The sequence below is a fragment of the Streptomyces stoeckheimensis genome, from assembly GCF_045822005.1.
Taxonomy (GTDB): Bacteria; Actinomycetota; Actinomycetes; order Streptomycetales; family Streptomycetaceae; genus Streptomyces; species Streptomyces stoeckheimensis.
Map to the genome: position 1 here is coordinate 2,333,078 of NZ_CP169550.1, position 25,756 is coordinate 2,358,833.

Consider the following 25,756-nt stretch of genomic DNA (forward strand, 5'->3'; position numbering starts at 1 on the left):
GTTAAAGCTCCCACTCGGAGTCGAGATCGTCGAGGTCGTCTAGGTCGTCGATGTCTTCCTGGCTCAGCGAGACCAGGGGCAGGTCGGACGGGGTGTGGCCGCCCGCCCGGTAGGTGTCGATGCGCCCGGGCAGGGCCCGGAGCGTGGCCACGAGGGTGTCGGCCAGGTCGTGCACGGCGCTCTCCGCGAGGAGGGCCTCGGGCCACATGAGGCTGATGTCGAGCCGGGGGCCGTCCGCCTCGTCGCGGGTGAGCATGGCGACTTCCAGCGCGTGGGCCACCGGCATGTCCGCGTCCGAGCCGCTGCCGAGCAAGTCCTCGGCCGGGGCGGGGGCCCAGTCGCCGGCGGTCGGGGCCGAGAAGCGCCCCAGGTAGTTGAAGCCGATCTGCGGCGCGGCCGGCTTCTCGAGCTCCTGCGCCGACCGCGGGTTGAGGTAGCGCAGCAGTCCGTATCCGATGCCGTGGTCGGGCAGGGCCCGGCGCTGCTCCTTGACCCGCTTGAGGCCTTCGACGAGGGAAGGGCTCGTGCGCCAGTTCGCCACCTTGGGGTCCACGCGCACCGGGTGCATGCTGGTGAACCAGCCGACGGTCCGGGAGAGGTCGACGCCCTCGCCCAGCTCCTCCCGCCCGTGCCCCTCGACGTCGACGAGCACGGCGGTGCCGTCGCCCGCGCCCCGGCGCCGGCGCCAGTCGGCGGTCGCGAGCGCGAGGCCCGTGAGCAGGACGTCGTCGACGCCGCCGTTGACGGCCGCGGGCACCTTGGTCAGAAGGCTCTCGGTGACGTCGGCCGGCAGCTCGCGGCGGACGTAGCGCACGGTGTGCGCGAGGTCCCGGGCCGGGTCGAGCGGGCGGTCCGTCAGCAGCGGTTCGGGGGCTCCGAGTACGCGCCGCCAGACGGGCAGTTCCGCCTCCCGGGTCGGTGCCTGTGCCTGCACGTGGAGCAGCTGCGACCAGCGGCGGACGGAGGTGGCTCCGACGGCGGGCTCGGGCTGCCGTCCGGCCGCGAGGGCCTGCGCGGCTGCCGCCAGGTCGGGCAGCAGGATCCGCCAGGACACGCCGTCCACGGCGAGGTGGTGGATGACCAGCAGCAGGCGCCCCGGCCGGTCCGGTCCGGCGTCGAACCAGACGGCCTGCAGGATCTTGCCGTCCTCCGGAGCGAGCCGGGCCCGGGCGGCCTCGGCGTGCCGGCCGGGCCAGGAATCGCCTTCGGCGGCGAGGTCGACGCGGCGCAGGCAGTCGGCGGCCCGGACGGCGCCCTTCGGCGGGATCTCCAGCGTCCAGCGCTCGGGGGTGCGGCGCAGGATCGTGCGCAGCGCGTCGTGACGGTCGAGGAGGACCTGCAGTGCGTCGTGCAGCAGCTCTCCGTCGAGCCCGGCGGGCACCTGGACGGTCATCGACTGGTGGAACCCGTCGATCGGCCCGCCGAGCCCGCGCAGCCATTCCATGACCGGTGTGGGCCTCAGTTCACCGACGGGCTCGTCGGCTACGGCGTCCGGGGCCGCGTCCACGCTGCGGGCGGCGGCGGCCAGGGCCTCGACGGTCTTGAGCTCGAACACCTGGCGCGGGCTGAGGACGAGTCCGGCCTTGCGGGCCCGCCCGACGAGCTGGATGGACATGATGCTGTCCCCGCCGAGGTCGAAGAAGCTGTCGCCGACCCCGACCCCCGGCACTCCGAGCACGTCCGTGAAGAGGGCGCACAGCGCCTCCTCGCGGGGCGTGCGGTGCAGTCGGCCGACCGGGGCGTGCTCGATCGCCGGCCGCGGCAGGGCGGCGCGGTCCACCTTGCCGTTGCGGGTCAGCGGCAGTTCGTCGAGGAGGACGAACGCCACCGGGACCATGTACGCGGGAAGGGCGTCGGCCGCGTGCCGGCGCAGTTCCTCGGCGTCGACGGCCGTTCCCTCGACGGGTACCAGGTAGGCGGTGAGCCGCTTGTCGCCGGGCCGGTCCTCGCGGACGACGACGGCGGCGCGGGCGACGGCGGGGTGGCGGCCGAGGACGGCACCGACCTCGCCCGGCTCGATGCGGAAGCCGCGGATCTTGACCTGGTCGTCGGCGCGGCCGACGAACTCCAGCGCCCCCGCCGTGCCCCAGCGCACGAGGTCGCCCGTACGGTACATCCGCGAGCCCGGCGCCCCGAAGGGGTTGGCGACGAACCGCTCGGAGGTGGCCGCGGCCCGCCCCAGGTAGCCCCGGGCCAGGCCCGTTCCCGCGACGTGCAGTTCACCGACGGTTCCGGGCGGTACGGGGCGCAGCCGCTCGTCCAGGACGTGGACCTGGTGGTTGTCGAGCGGACGGCCGATCGGGACCGACGCCGCGGGCGCCGCGCCGGCCACCATCCGGTGGTGGGTGGCGAACGTCGTCGTCTCGGTCGGCCCGTAGCCGTTGACCACGGCGGTGCCCGGGCAGTGTTCGAGGACCCGGCGGACGGCCTCTGCGGGTACGACGTCACCGCCGGTCCAGACCTCCCGCACACCGGCGAAGAGCTGCGGTCGCTGCTCGGCGGCCAGGTCGAAGAGGCCGGCGGTCAGCCACAGGCGTTCCACGCGCTCGTCGGCGACGACCCGGGCCAGGGCGTCGATGTCCAGGTCGCCCGCCGGGGCCACCACGAGCCGGCCGCCGAAGAGCAGCGGCACCCACAGCTCGGCCGTGGAGGCGTCGAAGGCGTGCGGTGCGTAGACCAGGGTTCTGGCGGGCCCGGTGGCGTCCCAGGCCCGGTCGTACGCCAGGCTCACCACGTCGCGGTGCGTGGCGGCCACTCCCTTGGGCTCGCCGGTGGAGCCCGAGGTGTACATGACGTACGCCAGCCGGTCGGGGGTGCACGGCAGTCCGAGATCCGCGGACGGCCCCTCGTGCGCCGCGTCGCCGATGACGATCTCGTGGATCCCGGGGCCGCACTCCCGCCCCCGGCCGGCCCGGTCCACCAGGACGACCCGGGCTCCGGTTTCGGCGGCCACGCTCTGCCACCGGCTGCTCGGCGAGTCCGCGTGCAGCGGAACGTACGCGCCGCCGGCCTTGAGGATCGCCAGGATCGCCACGACGAGGTCGGGCGAGCGGTCCGCCAGCAGCAGGACGCAGCTCTCCGGACCGACGCCTTGGGCGACCAGGCGCCGTGCCAGCCGGTTGGCGAGGACGTTCAGCTCCGTGTACATGAGCTGGACCTCGCCGGACACCAGGGCCACGGCGGTGGGCGTCCGCCGGGCCTGCGCCTCGAACAGTGCGGTCAGACCGTGCTCGGGGAGGGCCGTGGAGGCGCCGCTGCCGGGCTGCTGCGCCGCCGTGGCCGGGGACGGGAGGGCCGTGAGCGCTCCGACCTCCCCGACCGGCGTCAGCGGGCTCTCCGTCATCGTGACGAGCAGTCGCTCCAGCCGGGCCGCGATCGCCGTGACGGTCTCCCGGTCGAGCAGATCGGGCCGGTGGTCCAGGCGGAAGCGCAGCCGCGGGCCGGGCATGGCCGCCACGGTGAGCGGGTAGTGAGTGGCGTCGTAGCTCTTGGCCCGGGTCACCCGCAGTCCGCCGGCGGCGGGCAGCGCGTCCGGTTCGAAGGGGTAGTTCTCGAAGACCAGGAGCGTGTCGAACAGGTCCCCGGCGCCGACCTGTCGCTGGATGTCGGCCAGCCCGATGTGCTGGTGCTCCATCAACAGGGCCTGGCGGCCCTGGAGGGCGCGGCAGGCGTCCAGCAGGGAGTCGGTGCGCCGGTAAGGGAAGCGCACCGGGACGGTGTTGATGAAGAGGCCGACCATCGACTCGACGCCGTCGAGCTCGGGCGGTCTTCCCGAGACGGTCGTGCCGAAGACCACGTCGTCACTGCCCGCGAGACCGCCCAGCAGCAGTCCCCAAGCGGACTGGATGAGGGTGTTGAGGGTCAGGCCGTTGCGGCGGGCGGTGGCCTCCAGCTCCGACGAGAGCTCTTCGGACAGCTCCAGTTCGACGGTGTGGGGCATGACGGTGGCCCGCTCGTGCTCGCCCGGGACCAGCAGGGTGGGCGTCTCGAACCCGGCCAGCGCCTCGCGCCAGGCGGCGAGAGCGGGCTCGCGTTCGCGTCCCGCCAGCCAGGCCAGGTAGTTCTTGTACGGGACCGCCCTGGGCAGGGCGCCGCCCTCGTAGAGCCGGAACAGCTCGTCGAGCAGCACCGGCAGGGACCAGCCGTCGAGCAGGATGTGGTGGTTGGTCAGGACCAGGCGGTGGCGCTCGGCCCCCAGCCGCACCAGGGTGCAGCGCAGCAGCGGGGCGTCACCGAGGTCGAACCGCCGGGCCCGGTCCCGCGTGAGCAGGTCCTCGAACGCGCGGTCCTGCTCGCTCTCGGACCGCCCGCCGAGGTCGGTCTCCCGCCAGGGGAGCTCCACCTCGTGCGGGATGACCTGCACGGTGCGGTCCAGGCCCTCGTGCCAGAACATCGCGCGCAGGTTGGGGTGCCTGCGCAGCAGGGCTTCCACCCCGGCCCGCAGGGCAGGGGCGTCCAGCGGGCCCTGGAGGTCCAGGACGAGCTGGGTGTTGTAGAGGTCGGGGGCATCCGTGTCGTACGAGGAGTGGAAGTACATGCCTTCCTGCAACGACGTCAGCGGCAGGATGTCGGCCAGCCCGGAACGCTTCACTTCCTATTCCTCCATACGGCTTCAAGCAGGTCGATGTTGGTCTGGTCGAGGGAGACCAGGGAGAGGTCCGACGTGGTCAGACCGCCCGCTTCGGGGGCCGCTCCGTGGGCGACGAGCCCGTCGAGTGCGGCGGCCCAGAGTTCGGTCAGTTCGTGCACCTCGGCCTCGGTCAGCAGCCCGTCGGGCCACGACCAGGTGCAGATGAGGCGGGGTCCTTGGCCGTCGTCCCGGGTGAGTGCGTTGAGTTCGAGGACGTGGGCCGCCGGGGTGCCGGCGTCCGTGCCGCCGCCGAACGCGCCGTCCTCGGCCACGGGCGCCCAGTCGGTGTCCGCCGCGCCGTTGAAGCGCCCCAGGTAGTTGAAGGCGATCTGCGGGCGCGTGGCCAGGGCCGCCAGGCCCGCGGTGCCGGGGTTGAGGTGACGCAGCAGTCCGTAGCCGATGCCGCGGTCGGGCAGGGCCCTCAGCTGCTCCTTGACCCGCTTGACCGCGCCGCCCACCGCGGGGCCGCCGGCGAGCACCTCGCTCCAGGCCACGGCGCCGGGGTCGAGTCGCGCGGGGTGCATGCTGGTGAACCAGCCGACGGTGCGGGAGAGGTCCGTGCCCTCCGTGAAGGGCTCCCGGCCGTGATCCTCCAGGTCGATCAGGACCGCGCTGTTCCCGCTGCGCCCCGTGGTGCGCCGCCATTCGGCGACGGCGAGGGTGAAGGCGGCGAGCAGGACGTCGTTGACCGTGCCCCGGAAGGTCGACGGCAGGGTCGTCAGCAGCGGTTCGGTGCTCTCCGCGGACAGCACCGAGGTGAGGCTGCGGGTCGTGGCGTGCGTGTCCCGCCGCGCGTCGAGGGGGCGCTCCCCCAGTTCGGGGTCGGGCGTGGCGAGCACCTCGGTCCACAGCGGCAGTTCCGCCAGCCGGTGCGGCGTGCGGGCCTCGTCGAGCAGGGTCCGCGCCCAGGTCCGCAGGGTGGTGGCGACCGGGGGCAGTTCGGCTCCCCGGTCCTGCCCGGCGGTGGCCAGGTCGGGCAGCAGGATGCGCCAGGAGACTCCGTCCACCGCGAGGTGGTGGACCATCAGCAGCAGCCGTCCGGGCCGCTCCGGGCCTGCGTCCAGCCAGACGGCCTGGACCATGACGCCGTCTTCGGGGCTCAGCCGGAGTTGGGCGGCCGCGTTCTCGGCGGCCAGCGTGGCACGCATCCCCTCCTCGGAGAGTCCCGCGACGTCGACCCGTGTCAGGCAGTGGCGCGCGTCCGCGGTTCCCGGCGGCGGCACTTCGAGCGTCCACCGCTCCCCCGAGCGGTCCAGCCGCAGGCGCAGGGCGTCATGGTGGTCGATGAGGGTCTGCAGCGTGCGGCCGAGATGTGCCTCGTCGATGCCCGCGGGGACCTTCACCACCACCGACTGGTGGAAGCCGTCGAGGGGGCCGCCCCGCTCGCGCAGCCAGTGCACGATGGGCAGCAGGTCGACCTCGCCCGTGCCGACGTCGGGGGCCCGCTCGGGTGCGGACTCCAGGGGGCGTACGACGGTGGCCAGTTCGGCGACCGTCGGGTTCTGGAACACGTCCCGCGGGGTGACCTCCAGACCGGCCCTGCGGGCCCGTCCGACGAGCTGGATGGACATGATGCTGTCGCCGCCGAGGTCGAAGAAGCCGTTGTGCACGCCGACCGAGGGCACTCCCAGCACCTCGGCGAACAGCTCGCACAGGCTCTCTTCGAGCGGTGTCCGCGGCGCCTGCCCGGCTGCCTCCGCGCTGTAGTCGGGGGCGGGCAGGGCGCCTCGGTCGATCTTGCCGCTGGAGGCCAGGGGGAAGGCCTCGAGGAGAACGACGGCGGCGGGCACCATGTAGTGCGGAAGCCGGCCCGCGAGGTGGCTCCGCAGGTCTGCCGCGGACGGGGAAGCGCCGTCCACCGGTTCCGCGTACGCCACCAGGCGCCGGTCGCCCGGCCGGTCCTCACGGACCGTGGCGACCGCCCGCGCGACGTCGGGATGGTCCGACAGCGCGGCGGCCACCTCCTCCAGCTCGATGCGGAAGCCCCGGATCTTGACCTGGCCGTCGGCCCGGCCGACGTAGTCCATCCGCCCGTCCGGCCTCCAGCGGACGAGGTCGCCGGTGCGGTACATGCGCTCTCCCGGCGCCCCGAAGGGATCGGGCAGGAAGCGCTCCGCCGTCAGGCCGGGACGGTTCAGGTAGCCGCGGGCGGGGCCCGCGCCGCCGACGTAGAGCTCTCCCGTCACCCCGGCGGGCACCAGGCGCAGGTGCTCGTCGAGCACGTACGCCCGTACGTTGGGCAGGGGCCGGCCGATCGGCGGGGTGCCGTCCTCGGTCAGGGCGGTGCTCACCGTGGCACAGACCGTGGCCTCGGTGGGCCCGTACGCGTTGAGCAGGCGCACCCGGCGGGACCAGCGGCGGACGACGTCCGGCGGGCAGGCCTCGCCGCCGGTGAAGATCGTGGTCCCCGGACCGAAGGCGTCCTCGGGCAGGACGGCGAGCGCCGACGGGGGCAGCAGCGCGTGGGTGATGCCGGCCTCCCGGGCCAGCTCCGCCAGCGGTCGTCCGGGCGCCAGCCTGGCGGCCGGCGCGAGGACCACCGCGCCGCCCGACAGCAGCGGCATGAACAGTTCCATGACCGACGCGTCGAAACTCAGCGAGGCGAACTGGAGGAACCTGCTGCCGGGACCGACGTCCGCCGCCCCGTTCAGGGCGTGGACGAGGTTCGGGATCCCCGAGTGCGGTACGAGGACCGCCTTGGGGCGCCCGGTGGAGCCCGAGGTGTAGATGGCGTAGGCGGTGTTCCGCGTCGTCAGCGGGGCCACCCGGTCGGTCTGGGCCGGGGCGTGATCGGGGCCCGCGGCCAGCTCCGCCGAGACCTCGGGCTCGTCCAGTGCCAGCATCCGTGCCGCGGGGGCCGGCGCGAGCAGCGCGGCGGCCTCCCGCGTGGTCAGGATGGCGGCCGGATCGGCGTCGGACAGCATGAAGGCGATCCGGTCCGCGGGGTGTTCCGGGTCGATCAGCATGTAGGCGGCGCCGGCCTTGAGCACGCCGAGCACGGCGACGGCCAGGTCGGTGCTCCGGGGCAGGGCCAGGGCCACGAGCGCCTCCGGTCCCACCCCGCGCCGGATCAGCGCGTGGGCGATCCGGTTGGCCCGCGCGTCGACCTCGGCGTACGAGAGCTCGGTGCCCTCGAAGACGACGGCCGTGGCCCCGGGGGTCCGTGCGGCCTGGAGCTCGAACAGCTCCCCCACGCAGCCGTGCGTGACCGGCGGTGTGCCGGTGTTCCCGTACCCCAGGAGTTCCTCCTGCTCGGCCGGGGAGAGGACGGGCGCCTGGCTCAGCCGGGCGAGGGGATCGGCCGCCATGGCCGCCAGGACCCGTACCCAGCGCTCCGCGAGCCGCTCGACGCTGGAACGCTCGTAGAGGTCCGTGCTGAATTCGACGAAGCCACTGGCGCCGGCGGGCGCACCGGCGCCGTCCTGGCGCTCGGCCATGCCGAAGGACAGGTCGAACTTGGCGACTTCCAGCTCCACCGGTTCCGGAGTGACCGCGATACCGGGGAGGCCGAGGTCGTACGCGGGCACGTTCTGCAGCGCGAGCATGACCTGGACGAGCGGCTGGACCGAGAGCGAGCGGTCCGGCTTGAGCGCGTCCACCAGGTGCTCGAACGGCAGTTCCTGGTGGGAGAAGGCCGCCAGGTCCGTCGCGCGGACCCGGTCCAGGAGTTCGCCGAAGGTCGGGTCGCCCGAGGTGTCGGTGCGCAGCACCAGCGTGTTGACGAAGAAGCCCACCGCGTCGTCGAGCGCCTCGTCACCGCGTCCGGCGACCGGGGTGCCGATCGGCAGGTCGACACCTGCTCCCAGCCGGGTGAGCAGGGCGGCCAGGCCGGCCTGGAGCACCATGAAGAAGCTGGTCCCCCTGGCCCGTGCCAGCTCGTGCAGCGACCGGTGCAGGGTCTCCGGCAGGTCGAAGGCGACCATCGCTCCGCGGTGGCTCGCCACTGCCGGCCGGGGCCGGTCCGTGGGCAGTTCGAGCCGGTCGGGCAGGTCCTGCAGGGCCTCGCGCCAGTAGGCGAGCTGCCGGGCCGCGAGGCTGGATTCGTCGTCCGCCTCGCCCAGGACCTTGCGCTGCCACAGCGTGTAGTCGGCGTACTGGGCCCCGGGCGGCGTCCAGCCGGGTTCCTGCCCCGCGGTCCGTGCCCGGTAGGCGGCGCCCAGGTCGTCGGCCAGAGGTGCGAGGGACCAGCCGTCGCCCGCGATGTGGTGGAGCACCAGGTGCAGGACGTGGGTGTCGCCGTCCAGGCGGAACGTGTCGACGCGCAGCGGCGGTTCGGTGGCGAGGTCGAAGGCGTGGCCCGCGGACGCGGTCAGGGCCGCGGGCAGGTCGGCCTCCGCGACGTCGGCGAGCCGGAAGACCGACGGCAGGTCCGTCGCCGGCAGCACCTTCTGGTAGGGCACTCCGTCGGGCGCCGGGAAGACGGTGCGCAGGGACTCGTGGCGGCCGATCACGTCCTGGACCGCCGTCCGCAGCGCCGGGACGTCCAGAGCGCCGGACAGCCGGAGCGCGAGGGAGATGTTGTAGGTCGCGCTGGGGCCTTCGAGGTTCTGTACGACCCACAGCCGGCGCTGGGCGTACGAGAGCGGCAGCTCCGCCGGGCGCTCGGCCGGGCGCAGGGCGGGGAGGGCCTGCGGTGTGCCGGCGATGCGGGTGGCCAGTCCGGCCACGGTCGGCGTCTCGAAGAGCGCACGCATCGGCAGCTCCACGCCCAGAGCCGACCGGATGCGGCCGACGAGGCGGGTCACCAGCAAGGAGTGGCCGCCCAGTTCGAAGAAGCTGTCGTGGATGCCGGTCCCGCTGACGCCGAGGACGTCGCGGAAGAGGGCGAGGAGCACCTCCTCCTCGTGGGTGCGGGGGGCCTCGTCCTCGGCTTCGGCGCTGTGTCCGAGGGCGGGGTGGGGCAGCGCCGACTGGTCCAGCTTTCCGTTGGCCGTCATCGGCATGGCGTCCACGGTCACGAAGGCGGCGGGCACCATGTGTTCGGGCAGGTTGCCGGCCAGGTGCCGGCGCAGCTCGGCGGCGCCGGGGGCTTCGTCCCCGTCGGCGACCACGTAGGCGACCAGGCGCCGGTCGCCCTCGCCGAACTCCCGCAGCACGACTGCCGCGCGCAGGACGGCCGGGTGCTCGGTGAGTGCCGTCTCGATCTCACCGGGCTCGATCCGGAAGCCCCGGACCTGGACCTGGTGATCGGCGCGGCCGAGGAATTCGAATCCGCCGCCGGGGAGCAGGCGGGCCAGGTCGCCGGTGCGGTACATCCGGGAGCCTGGCGGGCCGAACGGGTCGGCGACGAAGCGCTCGGAGGTCACGTCCGGCTTGTTGAGGTAGCCACGGGACACGCCCGGGCCGCTGACGTACATCTCGCCGATGACGCCGGTGGGCAGCGGCTGCAGGGCCTCGTCGAGCAGGCGTACCCGGAGGTCGGGCAGGCCTTCGCCGATGAGGCTGCGCTGGGCGGCGGTGGCCTCGTGCCCGAGGGTGAGGTGGCTGACGTGCACGGTGGTCTCGGTGATCCCGTACATGTTGACCAGGACCGGGGCGTCGTCGGCATGGCGTCCGTACCAGTCCGCGAGCTGCCCCAGGTCCAGCTGTTCGCCGCCGAAGACGACGCGGCGCAGGGCGAGTCCGCTGCCCAGCCGGGGGTTCTCGCGATCGCTCCGCATCAGCTCGTAGAACGCCGAAGGGGTCTGGTTGAGGATCGTGACCCCTTCCTCGACCAGCAGGGCGAGGAGGTCCGCGGGCGAACGGACGATCTCGCGTGGGATGACGACGAGGCGTCCGCCGTGCAGGAGCGGTCCCCAGATCTCCCAGACCGAGAAGTCGAACGCGTAGGAGTGGCACAAGGACCAGACGTCCTGCGCGTCGAAACGGAACGAGCTCTCGGTCGTCCCGAACAGGCGGACGACGTTGTGGTGCGGGACCACGACCCCCTTGGGCGTGCCCGTGGAGCCCGAGGTGTAGATGATGTACGCGGCGTTGTCCGGCCGGGCCGGACCGGACGGGTGCGCCGACCCGAGGTCGAGCGGCGCCTGTCCCGCGAGCTCGTCGACCACCGCTGCGTCGTCCAGCAGGATCGTCGCGACTCCGTCCGGCAGGGCGTGCGAGACGGCCGAGGTCGTCACCGCGCACAGCGGCGCGGCGTCGTCCACCATGAGGGCCAGCCTCTGCGCCGGATAGTCGGGGTCCATCGGCAGGTACGCGGCTCCGGACTTCAGCACCGCCAGGATCGCCACGATCATCTCGGGCGAGCGCGGCAGCAGCAGTGCGACGACCCGCTCGGGGCGGGCGCCCCGGGCCACCAGGAGCCGGGCCAGCCGGTTGGCCCGCTCGTTGAGCTCGCGGTAGGTCACGGAGGTCTCGCCGAACGAGACCGCGACGGCCTCCGGGGCCCGGCGGACCTGCGCCTCGAAGAGCTCCGGCAGGGTGGGGCCGGGCACCCGGGACGGGCTGGGCGCCGCCTTCTCCGTCTCCGTACCCGTACCCGTCGCCGTCGCCGTCGCCGTCGCCAGGAGGAGGTGTTCGGTGTCGGTCAGCACGTCGATGGTCGCGACCCGGCGCGCGGGATCGGCCACGGCCGCCTGCAGGAGGCGCGTGAACCGTTCGGCGATGGACCGGGCCGTCGCGCGCTCGAACAGGTCGGTGCTGTACTCCAGGCCGCCGACGAGTCCGCTCGGCGTGCCGTCGCCCTCGTGCTGCTCGGTGAGGTTGACGAGGAGGTCGAACTTCGCGGCCTGGGCCTCGATGGGCTCCAAGCGGCTCGTCGCGCCGGGGAGGCGGAGCGCGCCGTCCTCGCTCCCCTGGAGCGCCAGCATGACCTGGAAGAGCGGGTGGCGGCCCAGTGCGCGCGGCGGCTTGAGGGTCTCCACCAGGTGCTCGAACGGAACGTCCTGGTGGGAATAGGCCGCGAGCGCGCCCTCGCGGACGCGGACGAGCAGGTCCTCGAAGGTCGGGTGTCCGGAGGTGTCGGTGCGCAGCACGAGGGTGTTGACGAAGAACCCGACCAGGTCCTGGAGGTTCTCGTCGCCCCGGCCGGCGACCGGGGTGCCGATCGGTATGTCCGTACCCGCCCCCAGCCTGGTGAGGAGGGCGGACAGCGCGGCCTGGAGCACCATGAAGACACTGGTGTCGGTCCGGGCGGCGAGTGCCACGAGCTCCTGGTGGAGTTCTCCCGGCAGCCGCAGGGGGACGGTTTCCACCCCGTGGGTCGGCCGTGAGGGGCGCCCGCGGTCGCTCGGCAGCACCAGTTCGTGCGGGAGTCCTTCGAGCTCCTTGCGCCAGAAGGCGGTCTGCCGTGCCGCCGTGCTCTCCGGGTCGTCGATGTCGCCGAGGACGGCCCGCTGCCAGAGGGTGTAGTCGGCGTACTGCACGGGCAGTGCCGTCCACTGCGGCGCGCGGCCGGCGGCGCGCGCGGTGTAGGCCTCGGACACGTCGCGCACGATGGGGCCGAGCGACCAGCCGTCGGCGGCGATGTGGTGGAAGAGGAGCAACAGGACGTGCTCGGAGGGACCCTGGCGCGCCACGGTCGCGCGCAACGGGAGATCGCCGGTCAGGTCGAAGGCGGCGCGGGCCGCTTCGGCGAGTACGGCGGTCGTCGCCGCCCCGGCCTCGCCGGTCTCGTCCGTCTCCGCGAGACGCACGTCCACGTGGGCCTCGCCGGGCTCCAGGATCCGCTGGTACGGGTCACCCGCCAGGACCGGGTACACGGTGCGCAGGACCTCGTGGCGGTCCACGAGATCACCGAGGGCCGCGCGCAGGACGGTGAGGTCGAACGCGCCGGAGATCCGGAAGACGAGGGGCACGTTGTAGGCGGGCGCCGCCTCCTGCACCTCGTTGAGGAACCACAGGCGGTGCTGTGCGTAGGACAGCGGAACGAGGCCGGGGCGGGGCCGGGCCACGAGCGCCGGCCGGCCGGCGGTGGCGGCCTCGTGGGGCAGCGCGGCGAGCTGGCCGACGGTGGGCTTGTCGAAGAAGGAGCGCAGCGTGAACTCGAGGCCCAGCTGAGTACGGATCCGGTTGATCAGCCGGATCGCCAGGAGCGAGTGGCCACCCATCTCGAAGAAGTGGTCGTCCACCCCCACGGCCGGCAGGCCCAGCTCCTCCGCGAAGAGCGCGCACAGCGCCTCCTCGCGGGGATTCGACGGCACGCGCGAGACGCTCTTCGCCCCGAACTCCGGGGTCGGCAGCGCGGCACGGTCGAGTTTGCCGTGGCTCGTGAGCGGCAGGCCGTCGAGCAGTACGAAGGCGGCCGGGACCATGTACGCGGGCAGGATGCCGGCGGCGTGGTCACGCAGCCGCTCCTCGTCGGGCGCTTCGGGACCCGCCGCCGGTACCACGTACGCGATCAGCCGGTCGTCCCCCGCCCGGTAGCGCCGTACGAGGACGGCGGCCCGGATCACTCCGGGGTGCCGGGTCAGGGCCTCCTCGATCTCGGCCAGCTCGATGCGGAATCCGCGCAGCTTGACCTGGTCGTCGGAGCGGCCGACGAACTCCAGCTCCCCGTCGTCGCAGCGGCGGACGAGGTCGCCCGTGCGGTACATCCGGGAGCCCGCCGGGCCGAAGGGGTCGGCGACGAACCGCTCGGCGGTCAGCCCGGCCCGCCCGGCGTAGCCGCGCGCCAGTCCGGCCCCGGCCACGTAGAGCTCACCGGTGGTTCCCGGAGGGACGGGCAGCATCGCGCCGTCGAGGACGTAGAGCCGCATGTTGTCCAGCGGCCGGCCGATGGGAACCGCCGCGCCCAGCGCCTCGCCCGCCGAGATCGGGTTGCGGGTGGCGAAGACCGTGGTCTCGGTGGGGCCGTAGCCGTTGACGACCGTCAGCTCCGGGTTCTCGCCCAGGGCGGCCCGTACCGCCGCCGGCGAGACCACGTCTCCGCCGGTCCACACCTCCCGGACGTTGCGGAAGCATTCCGGGCTCTGCTCGACCAGCAGGTGGAACAGACCTGCCGTGAGCCAGAGCGCGGTGATGCGCTCGTCGACGATGAGCGTGCGCAGGGTGGGCAGGTCCAGGTCTCCGGCAGGCGCCAGGACGACCTCGCCGCCCGTGAGCAGCGGCACCCAGGCTTCGAGGGTGTAGGCGTCCCAGGCGTGCGGTGAGTGCAGCAGGACGCGCGCGGTGGCACCCGTCTCCCACCAGCTGTCGTGGGAGAGCTGCGCGATGTCGAGGTGGGTGATCGCCGCGCCCTTGGGCCGGCCGGTGGAGCCGGACGTGTACATCACGCAGGCCAGTTGGTCGGGGTGGACCACGACGCCGGGGTCGGTCGCGTCCGCGCCGTCCCAGGGGTGGTCCTCGTCCACGACGAGGACGGTCGCTTCGTGCGTGAAGCGGTCCTCGCGCAGGGCGCGGTCGGTGAGCAGGACCGGGGCCGCGGTCTCCTCCATGATCACTTCCCGGCGGGCGGCCGGGTAGCTCGGATGGATGGGTACGTACGTCCCGCCGGCCTTGAGGACGGCGAGCGTGGCGACGACCAGGTCGGCCGAGCGCTCCATGAACACCGCTACGGGTGTCTCGGCGCGTACTCCCATGATCAGGAGCTGCCGTGCCAGACGGTTGGCGCGCGCGTCCAGCTCCCGGTAGCTGAGCCGCTCCTCCCGGGAGCGCAGCGCCGGCGCGTCCGGACGTGCGGCCACGAACTCGGCGAACCGGTCGACGACGGTCCGGGCGCGGCCCGTCGTCTCGCGGCCCGTCGCGTTGTCGGCGACCAGGACCTGCTCGCGTTCCCGTTCGTCGAGCAGGTCGATGCGGCCGACGCGGCCGCTCGGGTCGGCCGCCATGGCGTGCAGTACGGCGAGGAAGCGGCGGCGGTGGGTCTCGACCTCTTCGGCCGTGTACATCTCCGGGTTGGCATCGAAGTCGATCCGTATGCCCCGGCCGTCCATGCGGTCGTGCACGACCACGGAGAGGTCGGGAACGGGCCCGGTGGAGAGGTTGTGCGCGACCGACGTGCAGTCGCCGAAGCGGAGGTCGTAGCCGAACCGCATCACGTTGATGATCGTGCCGAACAGCCGACGGCCGTCACCGACCTGCTTGAGGTCGCGCCGGAGGTCCTCGTAGCGGTAGCGCTGATGGGCCATCACCTGACGGACTTCCCCGGACACCGCCGCGACCAGCTCGGCGACCGTGTCCTGCGGCCGTACCGTCAAACGGAACGGCATGATGTTCGAGGCCATGCCGGGAACGGCGCGCGCGGTATCGCTCACCCGCCCGGTCACGGGGAGCCCCAGGACGACGTCGGTCGCCCCGGTCACCCGGTGCATGTAAGCCGCCGTCGCGGCGATCACCAGCCTGGGCCAGCTCGCCCCGATCCCGCGTGCCGCGTCGCCCAGGGCCTCTACGGCCGCCGCGTCGAGGTGCGCGCTGCGCCTGATGAACGTGGACGCCGTGACCGCCGGCCCCTCGGCCAGCACCGGCACCTCGGGCAGGTCGCCGACGCGGTCGAGCCAGAACTCCCGGTCCGCCTCGTGCTCCCCGGAGCCGCGGTAGTCCCGGTCCTCGTCGAGCAGCAGCCGGAGCGGGCGGAGCGCCCCGTTCTCGTAGGGGGTTCCGGCGGCCAGCGCCGTGTACACCTCGGCTACGCGGCGCACGATCAGGGAGAGACCGAAGCCGTCGATCATCACGTGGTGGATGCGCTGGTACCACAGGACCCGGTCCGGTGCCGCCCTGAACAGGACCTGCGTGAAGGCGGCTTCACGTTCGAGGTCCATGGGGCGGGAGAGGTCCGCGCGCATCCACTGCTCCGCGGCGAGCGCGGGGTCGGGCTCCTCGCTGACGTCGATGTGCCGGAGCGTCAGGCCCGTGTCGGGCCGAACCGCCTGCCCCACCGCACCGGAGCCGGTGACCACGCGCGCCCGCATCGTCTCCGCCTCCCCGATGACGGCCCGCAGCGCCGTTTCGAAGAGTTCCGTGTCGAATTCACCCCGGATCTCGAGGTACTCGCCCCACGTGAAGATGGGGTTGTCGGGATCCAGCTGCTGGGCGAACCACATGCCGGACTGGGCAGCGGACAACGGCCAGTGGCCGTCCACGGGGGCAGACACGGTAGATCGCCTTCCGGTCGTACGTGAGATCAACTGAGGGACGGAGAAGTGGAATCGCGGAACTGCGAGGGGTTCGGAAGGGGGTCAGTCGACGAGGTGCAGCCACCGGTGGGAATCCGGCCGGCGGCCGTACTGAATTCCCTGGAGCGCCTCGGACAGTGCGGCGGTGACCGGACCGACGGACCCGTCCCCGATCTGCCAGGAGGCGCCGGCCGAGCGGACCTGCCCGACGGCCCTGACGCCTGCGGCGGTGCCGGAGGCGAAGACTTCGGTGATCCGCCCGCTCAGGCAGTCGTCCTGCCACTCGCCGACCGACACCCGGTCTTCCAGGACGTTCAATCCCATGTCCCGGGCCAGGACGGTCAGGGAATCCCGGGTCACTCCGGGCAGCAGGCTTCCCGACAGCGGCGGGGTGACGAGCTCGTGGGACTGCCCCGACTTCCGGACGAAGAAGAGGTTCGTGGCACCGAGCTCCTCGACCCACCGCAGCTCGGCGGGGTCCAGCCACACCACCTGATCGCATCCGTTTTCCTGGGCCAGGGACTGGGCGCGAAGGGCCCCGGCGTAATTGCCGGCGCACTTGACGTTTCCGGTTCCCCCGACGGCGGCACGGGGGTGGTCCTCGTTCACCCACACCTTCAGGGGCCGGGGCTCGGAGCCGAACAGCCCGTCGGTGACGAAGGCTATGAGGAGGAACTGGTACTCGCGGGCCGGACGTACGGCCAGGTCCGGCTCGCTGGCGAACATGAGCGGACGCAGATAGAGACTGGCCGACGATTCAGCGGGAACGAAATCCCGGTCCTGACGCACCAGCTCGTCGAGCGCGTCGCGGAAAACCTCATCGGGGATCTCCGGCATCATCATGCGGCGCGCCGACGCACGGAAACGGCGTGCGTGATCCTCGGGACGGAACACGGCCAGTCGGCCGTCGGTTCGACGGAATGCCTTGAGCCCTTCGAAGATGACCTGACCATAGTGCAGGCCGACCATCGCCGGACTCATGGGTATGGCCGCGTGAGGCAACAGCTTCGGGGCTCCCCAACCGCTCCCCTCGCGCCAGTTCGCCATGACCATGTGATCCGTGAACGCCGAACCGAACGGATAGCCGACAGGAGACGGCAATGCCCCAACCCCTTACTGGACGGATGATTGACCTATTGGCCGAGAACAGGCCGACGGGTGGGGTACCGAATCATCGGGAAAGCACCCACCGGGCAAGATCGTCCAGAATCTAACCCGGCACACACAATCAGGCCAGCAAGGCCGGATACTCTGTCACTAAACTTTCGGACAATGCGGACATTCGAATTGTTTCGGGCGTCAACTACGGTGGATAAGGCGCAAATCGACCAGCCATCGGCACCGGAAGCGGTCGACGAATGAAATTGACAGGAGCCGCCGAACAGGCTTCTCTATATCCCCGTCGGCAGGTCCGGCTCCCGCAACAGCGGGTCGGGGGAGGCGCGTCACGGCCGCCGGCACCGGGCCGGGACTCGACAAGCACCCCACCGGAGCACACGAGGATCGAATGGCTGTAATATCCGCCAACGGAATTGATCTCAGCTACACGGAATCCGGATCCGGGGATCCCGTCCTGTTGGTGATGGGCACGGGTGCCCGCGGGCACGTATGGAACCTCCACCAGGTTCCGGCACTGCACGCGGCCGGATATCGGACCATCACCTTCGACAACCGCGGAATATCCCCCTCTTCGACACCGGATCGATTCACTCTCGACGATATGGTCGGGGATACCGTGGCGCTCATCGAAAAGCTGGGTCTGGCACCTTGCCGTATGGTCGGTGTATCGCTCGGGGCGTTCATCACCCAGGAACTCCTCACCACCCACTCGGAATGGGTCGAGCAGGCCGTCCTGATCGCCACGCGCGGTCGCACCGATGCGCTGCGAGCGGCGATGTCGGAGGCGGATCTCGCCGCGTGCGAAGCGAACGCCCTCCCATCGAAACAAGATGCAGTCAGCCGGGTCCTCCAGAACCTCTCGCCTCGCACACAGAACGACGACGTTCTGGTCAAGGACTGGCTGGACCTCTTCGAGATGTCACCGCAGTACCACCCGGACGCACGGGCCCAACTGGCCTTGGACAGGATCCCGGACCGTCGTTCCGCATACGCGGGCATACGGACCCCCACCCTCGTGATGTCCTTCCGCGATGACGTCATCTGCCCGCCCCACCTCGGGCGAGAGGTGGCTGACGCCATTCCCGGAAGCCAGTACGTGGAGGTGGCGGACAGCGGACATCTGGGCTACCTGGAGCAACCCGGGCCGGTCAATTCCCAGATGGTGAAGTTCTTTTCCGACCATCGACGACGATGACTTTCAGTTCTGCCACCTTCGGCACCGCGCGCTTAGGGGAACGAGTGAACATTTACATATCAGGACGCGGATTCTTCGCGGTGGAGGTGGCGGAGGCTCTGGTGGACGCCGGCCACGAGGTGGTCGGCGTGGCCTCTCCGGCGCTCCGCGACGGGCACTCCGACGAGAGCAGCGCCCTGTCATGGGACCGACTCCGCTCGTGGGCCTTTCCACGGGACGTTCCCTGGACGGATTCCAAGGCCCTGCGGGCCCGTCACGTGCCCGAATCGGTCGACGTCATTCTCGCCGCCCATTCCCACGCGTTCATCGGCCGCGAGACGCGCGCCCGGGCCAAGGTGGCCGCCATCGGATACCACCCCAGCCTGCTGCCCCTGCACCGCGGCCGGGACGCGATCCGCTGGACCATCCGCGACGGCGACAAAGCAGCCGGCGGAACCGTCTATCACCTCACGGAACGCACCGACGGCGGCCCGATCGCGGCCCAGGAACACATTCTCGTTCCTCGCGGGTCGACGCCTCGGAGCCTGTGGCGCGAACAACTGGCCCCGCTCGGCGTGCACTTGCTCCTGCGCGTGGTGAACGACCTCGCACAGGGCCATCGGGTCGAAGTACCGCAGGACGACGAACTCGCCACCTGGGAACCCGCCATGGACTCCGCCCCGCTGTTCAAGCCCGAACTCATCGCGCTGCCCGGCAGCACGCCGGACACCGTCGTCAGTGACAGCTGGGCCCTGCGCACGGGGTGATCCCGCTTCCCCCCTCAGGAGCACGAAACCGGACGACGAGATCTGGCTGAATTCCATCGCTGGTCGGCGCCCTCGTAGAACCGGCCGAACTCACCCAATAGGCTTGCACCATGGCAGAGTTGATTTACGCAATGCGCAACGTCCGTAAGGCGCACGGCGACAAGGTAATTCTCGACAACGCGACGCTTTCCTTTCTTCCGGGAGCGAAAATCGGTGTCGTCGGCCCCAACGGCGCCGGCAAGTCCACCGTCCTCAAGATCATGGCCGGCCTGGAGCAGCCGTCCAACGGCGACGCCTTCCTCACCTCCGGCTACACCGTCGGCATCCTCATGCAGGAGCCCAAGCTCGACGAGTCCAAGACGGTCCTGGAGAACGTCCAGGACGGCGCCGCCGAAACCATGAAGATGGTCCGGCGGTACAACGAGGTCGCCGAGGAAATGGCGACCGATTACACCGACGCGCTCATGGACGAGATGGGCAAGCTCCAGGAGATCCTGGACCACGCCAACGCCTGGGACCTCGACGCCCAGCTGGAGCAGGCCATGGACGCCCTGGGCTGCCCGCCCGGCGACTGGCCCGTCACCAACCTCTCCGGTGGCGAGAAGCGCCGCGTCGCGCTCTGCAAGCTGCTGATCGAGGCCCCGGACCTGCTCCTCCTCGACGAGCCCACCAACCACCTCGACGCCGAGTCGGTGAACTGGCTGGAGCAGCACCTCTCCAAGTACGCGGGCTGCGTGGTCGCGGTGACCCACGACCGGTACTTCCTGAACAACGTCGCCGAGTGGATCCTGGAACTCGACCGCGGCCGCGCGATCTCCTACGAGGGCAACTACTCCACGTATCTGGAGAAGAAGCAGGCGCGCCTGAAGGTCGAGGGCCGCAAGGACGAGAAGCGCCAGAAGCGCCTCAAGGAAGAGCTGGAGTGGGTGCGGTCGAACGCCAAGGGGCGTCAGACCAAGTCCAAGGCCCGCCTCGCCCGCTACGAGGAGATGGCCGCCGAGGCGGACAAGATGCGGAAGCTGGACTTCGAGGAGATCCAGATCCCGCCGGGCCCGCGTCTGGGCTCGATCGTGGTCGAGGTCAACAACCTCAACAAGGCGTTCGGTGACAAGGTCCTGGTGGACGACCTGTCCTTCACGCTGCCGCGCAACGGCATCGTGGGCATCATCGGCCCCAACGGCGCCGGCAAGACCACGCTCTTCAAGATGCTCCTGGGTCTGGAGGCGCCGGACTCCGGTTCCGTCAAGGTCGGCGAGACCGTCAAGGTCTCGTACGTCGACCAGTCCCGCGCCAACATCGACCCCAAGAAGACCCTCTGGGCCGTCGTGTCGGACGAGCTGGACTACATCAACGTCGGCCAGGTCGAGATGCCGTCCCGCGCGTACGTCAGCGCCTTCGGCTTCAAGGGCCCGGACCAGCAGAAGCCGGCCGGCGTCCTGTCCGGTGGTGAGCGCAACCGCCTCAACCTGGCGCTGACGCTCAAGGAGGGCGGCAACCTGCTGCTCCTCGACGAGCCCACCAACGACCTCGACGTCGAGACCCTGTCCTCGCTCGAGAACGCGCTCCTCGAATTCCCGGGTGCGGCCGTGGTCATCTCCCACGACCGCTGGTTCCTGGACCGGGTCGCCACGCACATCCTGGCGCACGAGGGCGACTCCAAGTGGTACTGGTTCGAAGGCAACTTCGAGTCCTACGAGAAGAACAAGATCGAGCGCCTCGGTGCGGAAACCGCCCGGCCGCGCCGCGCCACCTACAAGAAGCTCACCCGCGACTAGGCGCTGAAATGTCCACCTGAGACGAAGAATCCGAGCCCCGCATCACCTCTGCGGGGCTCGGTTCGTCCGGTGCCGCGCTGGTGGGTCTGTCGCAGAAAGGACCCCTGGTTGTCCAGGATCATCGAATCGGCCGAGCGGATCGTCTACCGGGCGAAGCTCAAGTTCTTGGAAGAAACCGCCCTGGCCGGCCTCGCCCATGTCGAAGGTCTTGCCCTCGCACCCCTTTGTCCGCCCTCTCAGGTGATACAAGTCGTCTCCTACGGCGGGCGGCACCTCGGAAGAGTGCGCCACCAGCAGGAAGAGGGCTGGCTCGCCCTCGTGAAGGGCACAGCTCACGCGACGGGTCCCTACGAGGACGCCCGATCGGCCGCGGAATCCCTCTACGTGCAGTGCATCCTGGCTTATCCGCACGAGATGCCGCGGGAGGGCTGAGACCCGTCCGCTCCCGGGGTTCTCAGACGTCCCCGAGCATCAGCGCCGCGTACGCCGCCGAGGCGAGCGTCATGTGGCGGTGCCAGCCGTCGTAGGACCGTCCTTCGAAATCGCGCAGCCCGACCTTGGCGCCGGTACGTACGCTGTCGTGGTCGACCGACTGGGCGAGGACGGTGAGCCGGTGCAGGTCGGCGGGGACCGCCCACTGCGTCGTAGTGACCCAGAACTCCACCGCGTCGGGCTGTCGCTTCGGCCATTGCGCGAAGAGAGTCAGCCCCTGCCCCTCAGCGCCTGCGCCAGGCCGAACCGGTGACCCGTCCGGCGCCCGGCCCGCCGGCGGCAGCGCCACGCGCGCGGTGGCCGTCCGCATGCCGGGAGCGGGTTCCGCGTCGGACAGCCAAGGAGCCTGACGGGCGGCCAGGATGCGTTCGGCCGGCAGCGTGGCGGCCTCGCTGAACCGCCCCGAAGGCGTGAACGGCCGGAACGCCGCGTCGGGCGTGAGCCGCACCATGGCCGGCATCCGGTCCACGGGCAGCAGTCGCAGCAGACCCGCCACGTCGCGCACGGGGCTGTCCCACACCAGGGGCGCCGCGGGCAGCGCCGGAAGGGGCGCGTCTTCGTCCAGCTGTTCCGTGATGGGGTGCCGGCCGGCCCGGGAACTCGGGGCGGACCTGACGGTGCCCGGGCTCAGGCTCCAGTCGACCGGGGTGTTCAGCTCCCGCCCGGCGTACCAGAGGCCGTGCGCCCGCTGACCGCTCTCCACCCGGCCGCTCTCGGGCACGAAGCGCCGGTGCACCCCGACGGAGCTGGTACCCGTCTTGGGGATGAGCATGCGGCGCACCACCCACGCCTCGGGCTGCGCACGGTCCGTCAGATGCCGTGCCAGGGACCGCCTGACGAGCTTCCAGCTCCACGGCGCGTTGCAGATGAAGTGGTGCAGCCTCTGGGCGGCGCTCTCGTCACCGAGGGAACGCGCGATGTTCTGGATGGACTTGCGTCCGGAAGCGGTGAGCAGGCCGCGCAGGTACTGCTGACCCTTCACGTGGTGGTCGGCTCTACGGAAGGAGGAGAACAGCTCCGCACAGAGAGCCTCGATCGCTTCTTCCGACGGGGTGGCCGCTCGGATGTGCCGGGCTTCGGTGTGGAGCGCGGACATGGTTCCCCCTGTGAGCTGGTCGTAGCTGACTCGCCAATAATACAGAACGTTCTCTATGTTCTGCGGTGAGGGAGCCCCGGGGAAGGAGACCAGCGGGTGGCGAGCCCCCTCGGGGCTCGCCTCAGGCAGTGCCGGCGGGCAGGAGCTCCGGTCCGTCCGGCCTGGCGACCCCGTACATGCCGGCCAACACCTGCCATGCCAGGGTGAGCTGCTGCCGCAGGCCGTGACCGAGGGGCGTCTCACCGACCAACGGGTACGCGTGAGCCGCCGCCTCCACTCCCGCGACGAGCAGGGCGACCAGGACCTCGAAGTCCTTCGGGTCGGCCCCGAGCGCCCCCTCGGCCGCGGCCCGGGAGAGGATCTCCCGGAGGGTGGGGATCCACACCGCGTTCCAGTCCTCGGAGGTGCTCGCACCGTCCCGGGCGAGGCGGGCTGCCGCCCGGACGCCGACTTCCTCCTCCAGCAGTTTCGCCAGCGTGTGCGTCAGGTCGATCGCCGCCTGCAGCGGAGGAACGCGTTCCTTGTGCAGATCCCGTAGCGCCGCGTTCGTCTTGGCCCTGCCCCAGGCCTGCACCACGGCCGCGAGTTCGTCCTTGGCCGCGAAGTGAAATGTCAGCGCGCCCATGGAGACCCCGGCCGCACGGCTGACACGGGACAGCGAGGTGCCCGCATAGCCGTGCTTGTCGAATTCCGCCGAGGCTGCGGCAATGAGGGCACGCCGCGTCAGCTCAGCCCTGTCTTGCCTTGCCACAAACCGGAAGTTACCCACGGGGCGGTCCGGGTGGAAGGAAAACCGGGATTTCGTGAAGACTTTGGCAGTATCTCGGGTCCCACGGACCCGATTCCGGTCCGGAGCCGCCGCCGCCCTCGGTGCTAAGCGTCCGCGAAGGCGTCGAGATGAGCCCGGTACCAGGGGGCCGAGTCGGCCAGCCGGGCCAGCGGACCGGGCCCGGCAGGGCACTCCGCGAGCCGCCAGATCTCTTCGCTGCGGCACCAGTGGTCGGTGGCGAGCAGGGCGAACTGACGCTCGCTCATCCTTCCCGGCGTCTCGCGCAGTCGACGCAGACACTGCTCCCACGTCCACTCCTGGGACACGGGCGGCAGTACGCCCAACGCCGTCAGCTCCGCCAGCAGTTCCGCACTGTGCACCGGTACCGGGTGGCTCGCGTGGTAGACGCCGGAGGCGACGGCTCGGGGCGCGCGCGCCAGCGCGGCGATCAGCCGGGCCAGGTCGGAGACGTCCACGACGGACAACCGAGCGGGCCCGTCACCCCACCGGGCCGGTACCCGTTGCCGGAGTTCGGCCAGCGCCGGCACCACCCACCGGTCGCCGGCCCCCTGGATCAGCCCGGGGCGCAGGACCACGCCGTCGGCCGCGAGGGCGTACGCCTCTCCGGCGAGCCGGGTCCGACTGGCCTGTGACACGGGCGCGGGGACGATCTCGTTCTCGCGGATTCCGTCGTGCGGCCCGGGACCGTAGACGGCCGAGGTGGACAGGTGGACGATGCGCCCGACGCCCGCCCGCCGCGCCTCCCGCACCAGGGCCCGTGTGCCGTGGACGTTGACGGCTTCGCATTGGGCCTCGCTTCCGTCGATGCGCGACGCGAGGTGGACCACGGCGTCCACGTCCTCGGCCAGCCCGTCCAGGGAAGCCGGGTCCGTGAGATCCGCGGAGACCCACTCCGTGCCCGACGGCTCCGGGCCCCCGGGCGACGGGGCGCGAGTCGGAGCCCGCACGACCACGGCGCGCCCGTCCGCGGCCACGGAGCCGTGCAGCGCGCGGCGCACCGCCGTACCGACGAAGCCGGTCGCCCCGGTCAGCAGGATGCGGTACGGCATCACTCCGGCTCCACCGCCCCGCCACGTACGGCCCCGCCGCCCCCGTCACCCGTCGCGCCGACGCCCTCCCGGACGATGACCAGCTCGCCGAGCGCCTCAGGCGTGGCGACGGCCCGCAGCAGGTAGCGCCACATCAGAGCGATCTGCTCCGGCAGGTCCGCGTGCCCCGTGGAGATCTTGGACATGACCTGGGTACCGGTGAACGAGGCCACGAGGACCCGGGCGAACTGCCCCTCCTCGACTTCCGGAAGCAGCTGGCCCATCTCGCGCGCAGTGCGGAGTTCCGCGGCGAACTGGTCGACCCAGTACTCGTAGACGGCGAACTCCCGCAGCCCCGACTCGCCCTGCTCGACCGCGAGCTTGACCCCGGCGCGCAGCAGCACGTTGTTCTGCAGCTCGGTGGCCAGGTACATGGTCATGTCCAGCAGCTGCTGGAGTCCGGCCTCGCCGTCGGGGAAGGCGAGGTCGGCCGCCTGCTCCAGGACCACCGCGCGGGCCAGGCCCTCCTTGGACTTGAAGTGGAAGTAGAGCGCTCCCGCGGTGGTGCCCGCGCGCTCGAGGATGCTGTTGATCCCCGCGCCGGAGTATCCACACTCATCGAACACCTGTGCGGCAGCACGCAAGATCGTCTCACGTGTACTTACTGCCCGATCCTGCTGCGGACGCGCCATGGAAGTGTGATCCTCAACTCGGTCGACAAATAAACAGAACGCCCTTTATGTTAGCCATGCCGCCTCAAGTTTGCGGCCTGACCAGGGAAGATCTCATATGCTGTCGCACCTGACTGCCACACTCGACCGTCCGCTGCCCCTCGCAGTGCCCCAGGCGTACACGCACAAATCGAACCCCGGAGAAGTGCTCCTCGCCACCTGGTGGCAGACGGGCGTCGATGCCTACACGATAACCGCGCGCTGGCCCGCCTCCCACGGCTTCTACCGCGACCGGCACGGGCTGCACGACCCTCTTCTGTTGAGCGAAACGATTCGCCAGACGCTGCCGTTCCTGTCCCACGCCGCCTACGAGGTGCCCCTCGGCCACCAGTTGCTCTGGCAGTCCTTCGCCTGGGAACTCACCCCCACGGCACTGCGGGCCGAGGGATCGGACGCCGAGATCGAACTGCGGATCGTCTGCCCCGAGGTCACGTACCGCAAGAACCGCGCCGCCTCGATCGCCATGGAGGTGGAAGCCCTGCGCGACGGCACCTTGCTGGGCACCGCACGGACCCGCTTCACCATCCAGGACCCCGCCGTCTACCGGCGCCTGCGCGGCCCGTACGCCGACATGGTCGCGGCCAACGCCCGCGCCCTCCTCCCGGCACGCCCGATGGCCCCGCACCGGGTCGGCCGCGAGAGCGGCCGGGACGTGGTGCTCTCCCCCACCGACAGCACCGGTTGCTGGGAACTGCGCGCCGACACCGGCCACCCCATCCTGTTCGACCACGCCGTGGACCACGCCCCCGGCATGCTGCTGATCGAAGCCGTACGGCAGGCCGCGCAGGCGGTGAACTCCCCACGCCCCGTCGTGCCCGTCGCCATGGACTTGGACTTCGCCCGCTACGCCGAGCTCGATGCGCCCTGCCGTTTCCACGCCGAGCCGCTCGCCGCCAACGTCCTGCGCATCCGCGCGGAGCAGAACGGCGCCCTCATCTTCACCGCCGACGTGACCGTCGCGGACGCCCCCCGGCACTGACCCGCCGGCCGAGGCCGGACCTGAGCGGACACCCGGGCCCGGCGGGGCCCCCGGCAGCCGTCAGATCGGCGTCGAGACATCGCGCGTAACGCGCACACCGCACTCGGCCACCGAGGAACCCCCA

At 71.4% G+C, this 25,756-nt stretch carries 12 protein-coding genes; 5 read left to right on the forward strand and 7 right to left on the reverse strand.

What is annotated here, in order from left to right; all coding sequences use genetic code 11:
• Window position 1: 1 nt before the first annotated feature.
• The 3 genes from ACE1OC_RS10715 to ACE1OC_RS10725 all read right to left on the reverse strand — a co-directional run bounded on the left by ACE1OC_RS10715 (window position 2) and on the right by ACE1OC_RS10725 (window position 16,782).
• Window positions 2-4,591, reverse strand: a complete 4,590-nt coding sequence (locus ACE1OC_RS10715; protein ID WP_407836838.1) for an amino acid adenylation domain-containing protein — start codon at window positions 4,589-4,591, stop codon at window positions 2-4.
• The gene (locus ACE1OC_RS10720) at window positions 4,588-15,660 is read right to left on the reverse strand and encodes an amino acid adenylation domain-containing protein (protein ID WP_407836839.1); all 11,073 of its coding nucleotides are present in this window, start codon (window positions 15,658-15,660) and stop codon (window positions 4,588-4,590) included. Before ACE1OC_RS10720 ends, ACE1OC_RS10715 begins: the two co-directional genes overlap by 4 nt.
• Before the next feature lie 84 nt (window positions 15,661-15,744).
• A complete protein-coding gene (locus tag ACE1OC_RS10725) occupies window positions 15,745-16,782 on the reverse strand; it encodes a branched-chain amino acid aminotransferase (protein WP_407836840.1) in 1,038 nt (345 codons plus the stop codon).
• A gap of 406 nt (window positions 16,783-17,188) precedes the next feature.
• Between ACE1OC_RS10725 and ACE1OC_RS10730 the strand changes: the two genes are divergently transcribed.
• The 4 genes from ACE1OC_RS10730 (at window position 17,189) to ACE1OC_RS10745 (ending at window position 20,948) form a co-directional block, all read left to right on the forward strand.
• On the forward strand, window positions 17,189-17,995 hold the full coding sequence (locus ACE1OC_RS10730; protein WP_407836841.1) for an alpha/beta fold hydrolase: 807 nt from the start codon (window positions 17,189-17,191) through the stop codon (window positions 17,993-17,995).
• A gap of 44 nt (window positions 17,996-18,039) precedes the next feature.
• Entirely contained in the window at window positions 18,040-18,741 is a 702-nt protein-coding gene (locus ACE1OC_RS10735) for a formyltransferase family protein (RefSeq protein WP_407836842.1), read from the forward strand.
• 110 nt (window positions 18,742-18,851) lie between these two features.
• Window positions 18,852-20,516, forward strand: coding sequence for an energy-dependent translational throttle protein EttA (gene ettA, locus ACE1OC_RS10740; protein ID WP_407836843.1), 1,665 nt, complete (start codon window positions 18,852-18,854; stop codon window positions 20,514-20,516).
• Window positions 20,517-20,624: 108 nt separating this feature from the next.
• Complete coding sequence (locus ACE1OC_RS10745) at window positions 20,625-20,948, forward strand: hypothetical protein (protein ID WP_407836844.1); 324 nt, start codon at window positions 20,625-20,627, stop codon at window positions 20,946-20,948.
• Between the two features lie 22 nt (window positions 20,949-20,970).
• Here the strand turns inward: ACE1OC_RS10745 and ACE1OC_RS10750 are convergent, their stop codons facing one another.
• From ACE1OC_RS10750 to ACE1OC_RS10765, 4 genes are all read right to left on the reverse strand, one after another.
• A complete protein-coding gene (locus ACE1OC_RS10750) occupies window positions 20,971-22,104 on the reverse strand; it encodes a transposase (RefSeq protein ID WP_407836845.1) in 1,134 nt (377 codons plus the stop codon).
• Window positions 22,105-22,225: 121 nt separating this feature from the next.
• Window positions 22,226-22,855 carry a TetR family transcriptional regulator gene (locus ACE1OC_RS10755; protein ID WP_407836846.1) on the reverse strand — a complete coding sequence of 210 codons (630 nt, stop codon included), beginning with the start codon at window positions 22,853-22,855 and terminating at the stop codon, window positions 22,226-22,228.
• Between the two features lie 122 nt (window positions 22,856-22,977).
• Entirely contained in the window at window positions 22,978-23,943 is a 966-nt protein-coding gene (locus ACE1OC_RS10760; protein WP_407836847.1) for an NAD-dependent epimerase/dehydratase family protein, read from the reverse strand.
• Complete coding sequence (locus ACE1OC_RS10765) at window positions 23,943-24,614, reverse strand: ScbR family autoregulator-binding transcription factor (protein ID WP_407836848.1); 672 nt, start codon at window positions 24,612-24,614, stop codon at window positions 23,943-23,945. Before ACE1OC_RS10765 ends, ACE1OC_RS10760 begins: the two co-directional genes overlap by 1 nt.
• Window positions 24,615-24,711: 97 nt before the next feature.
• Between ACE1OC_RS10765 and ACE1OC_RS10770 the strand changes: the two genes are divergently transcribed.
• Window positions 24,712-25,632: a ScbA/BarX family gamma-butyrolactone biosynthesis protein gene (locus tag ACE1OC_RS10770; RefSeq protein WP_407836849.1), complete on the forward strand. Its 921-nt coding sequence runs from the start codon at window positions 24,712-24,714 to the stop codon at window positions 25,630-25,632.
• Window positions 25,633-25,756: the final 124 nt, after the last annotated feature.

Coding starts and splice junctions, on each gene's coding strand:
- ACE1OC_RS10730 (WP_407836841.1), top strand. CDS start 17,189: ATGGCTGTAATATCCGCCAACGGAATTGATCTCAGCTACACGGAATCC.
- ettA (WP_407836843.1), top strand. CDS start 18,852: ATGGCAGAGTTGATTTACGCAATGCGCAACGTCCGTAAGGCGCACGGC.
- ACE1OC_RS10750 (WP_407836845.1), bottom strand. CDS start 22,104: ATGTCCGCGCTCCACACCGAAGCCCGGCACATCCGAGCGGCCACCCCG.
- ACE1OC_RS10760 (WP_407836847.1), bottom strand. CDS start 23,943: ATGCCGTACCGCATCCTGCTGACCGGGGCGACCGGCTTCGTCGGTACG.
- ACE1OC_RS10765 (WP_407836848.1), bottom strand. CDS start 24,614: ATGGCGCGTCCGCAGCAGGATCGGGCAGTAAGTACACGTGAGACGATC.
- ACE1OC_RS10770 (WP_407836849.1), top strand. CDS start 24,712: ATGCTGTCGCACCTGACTGCCACACTCGACCGTCCGCTGCCCCTCGCA.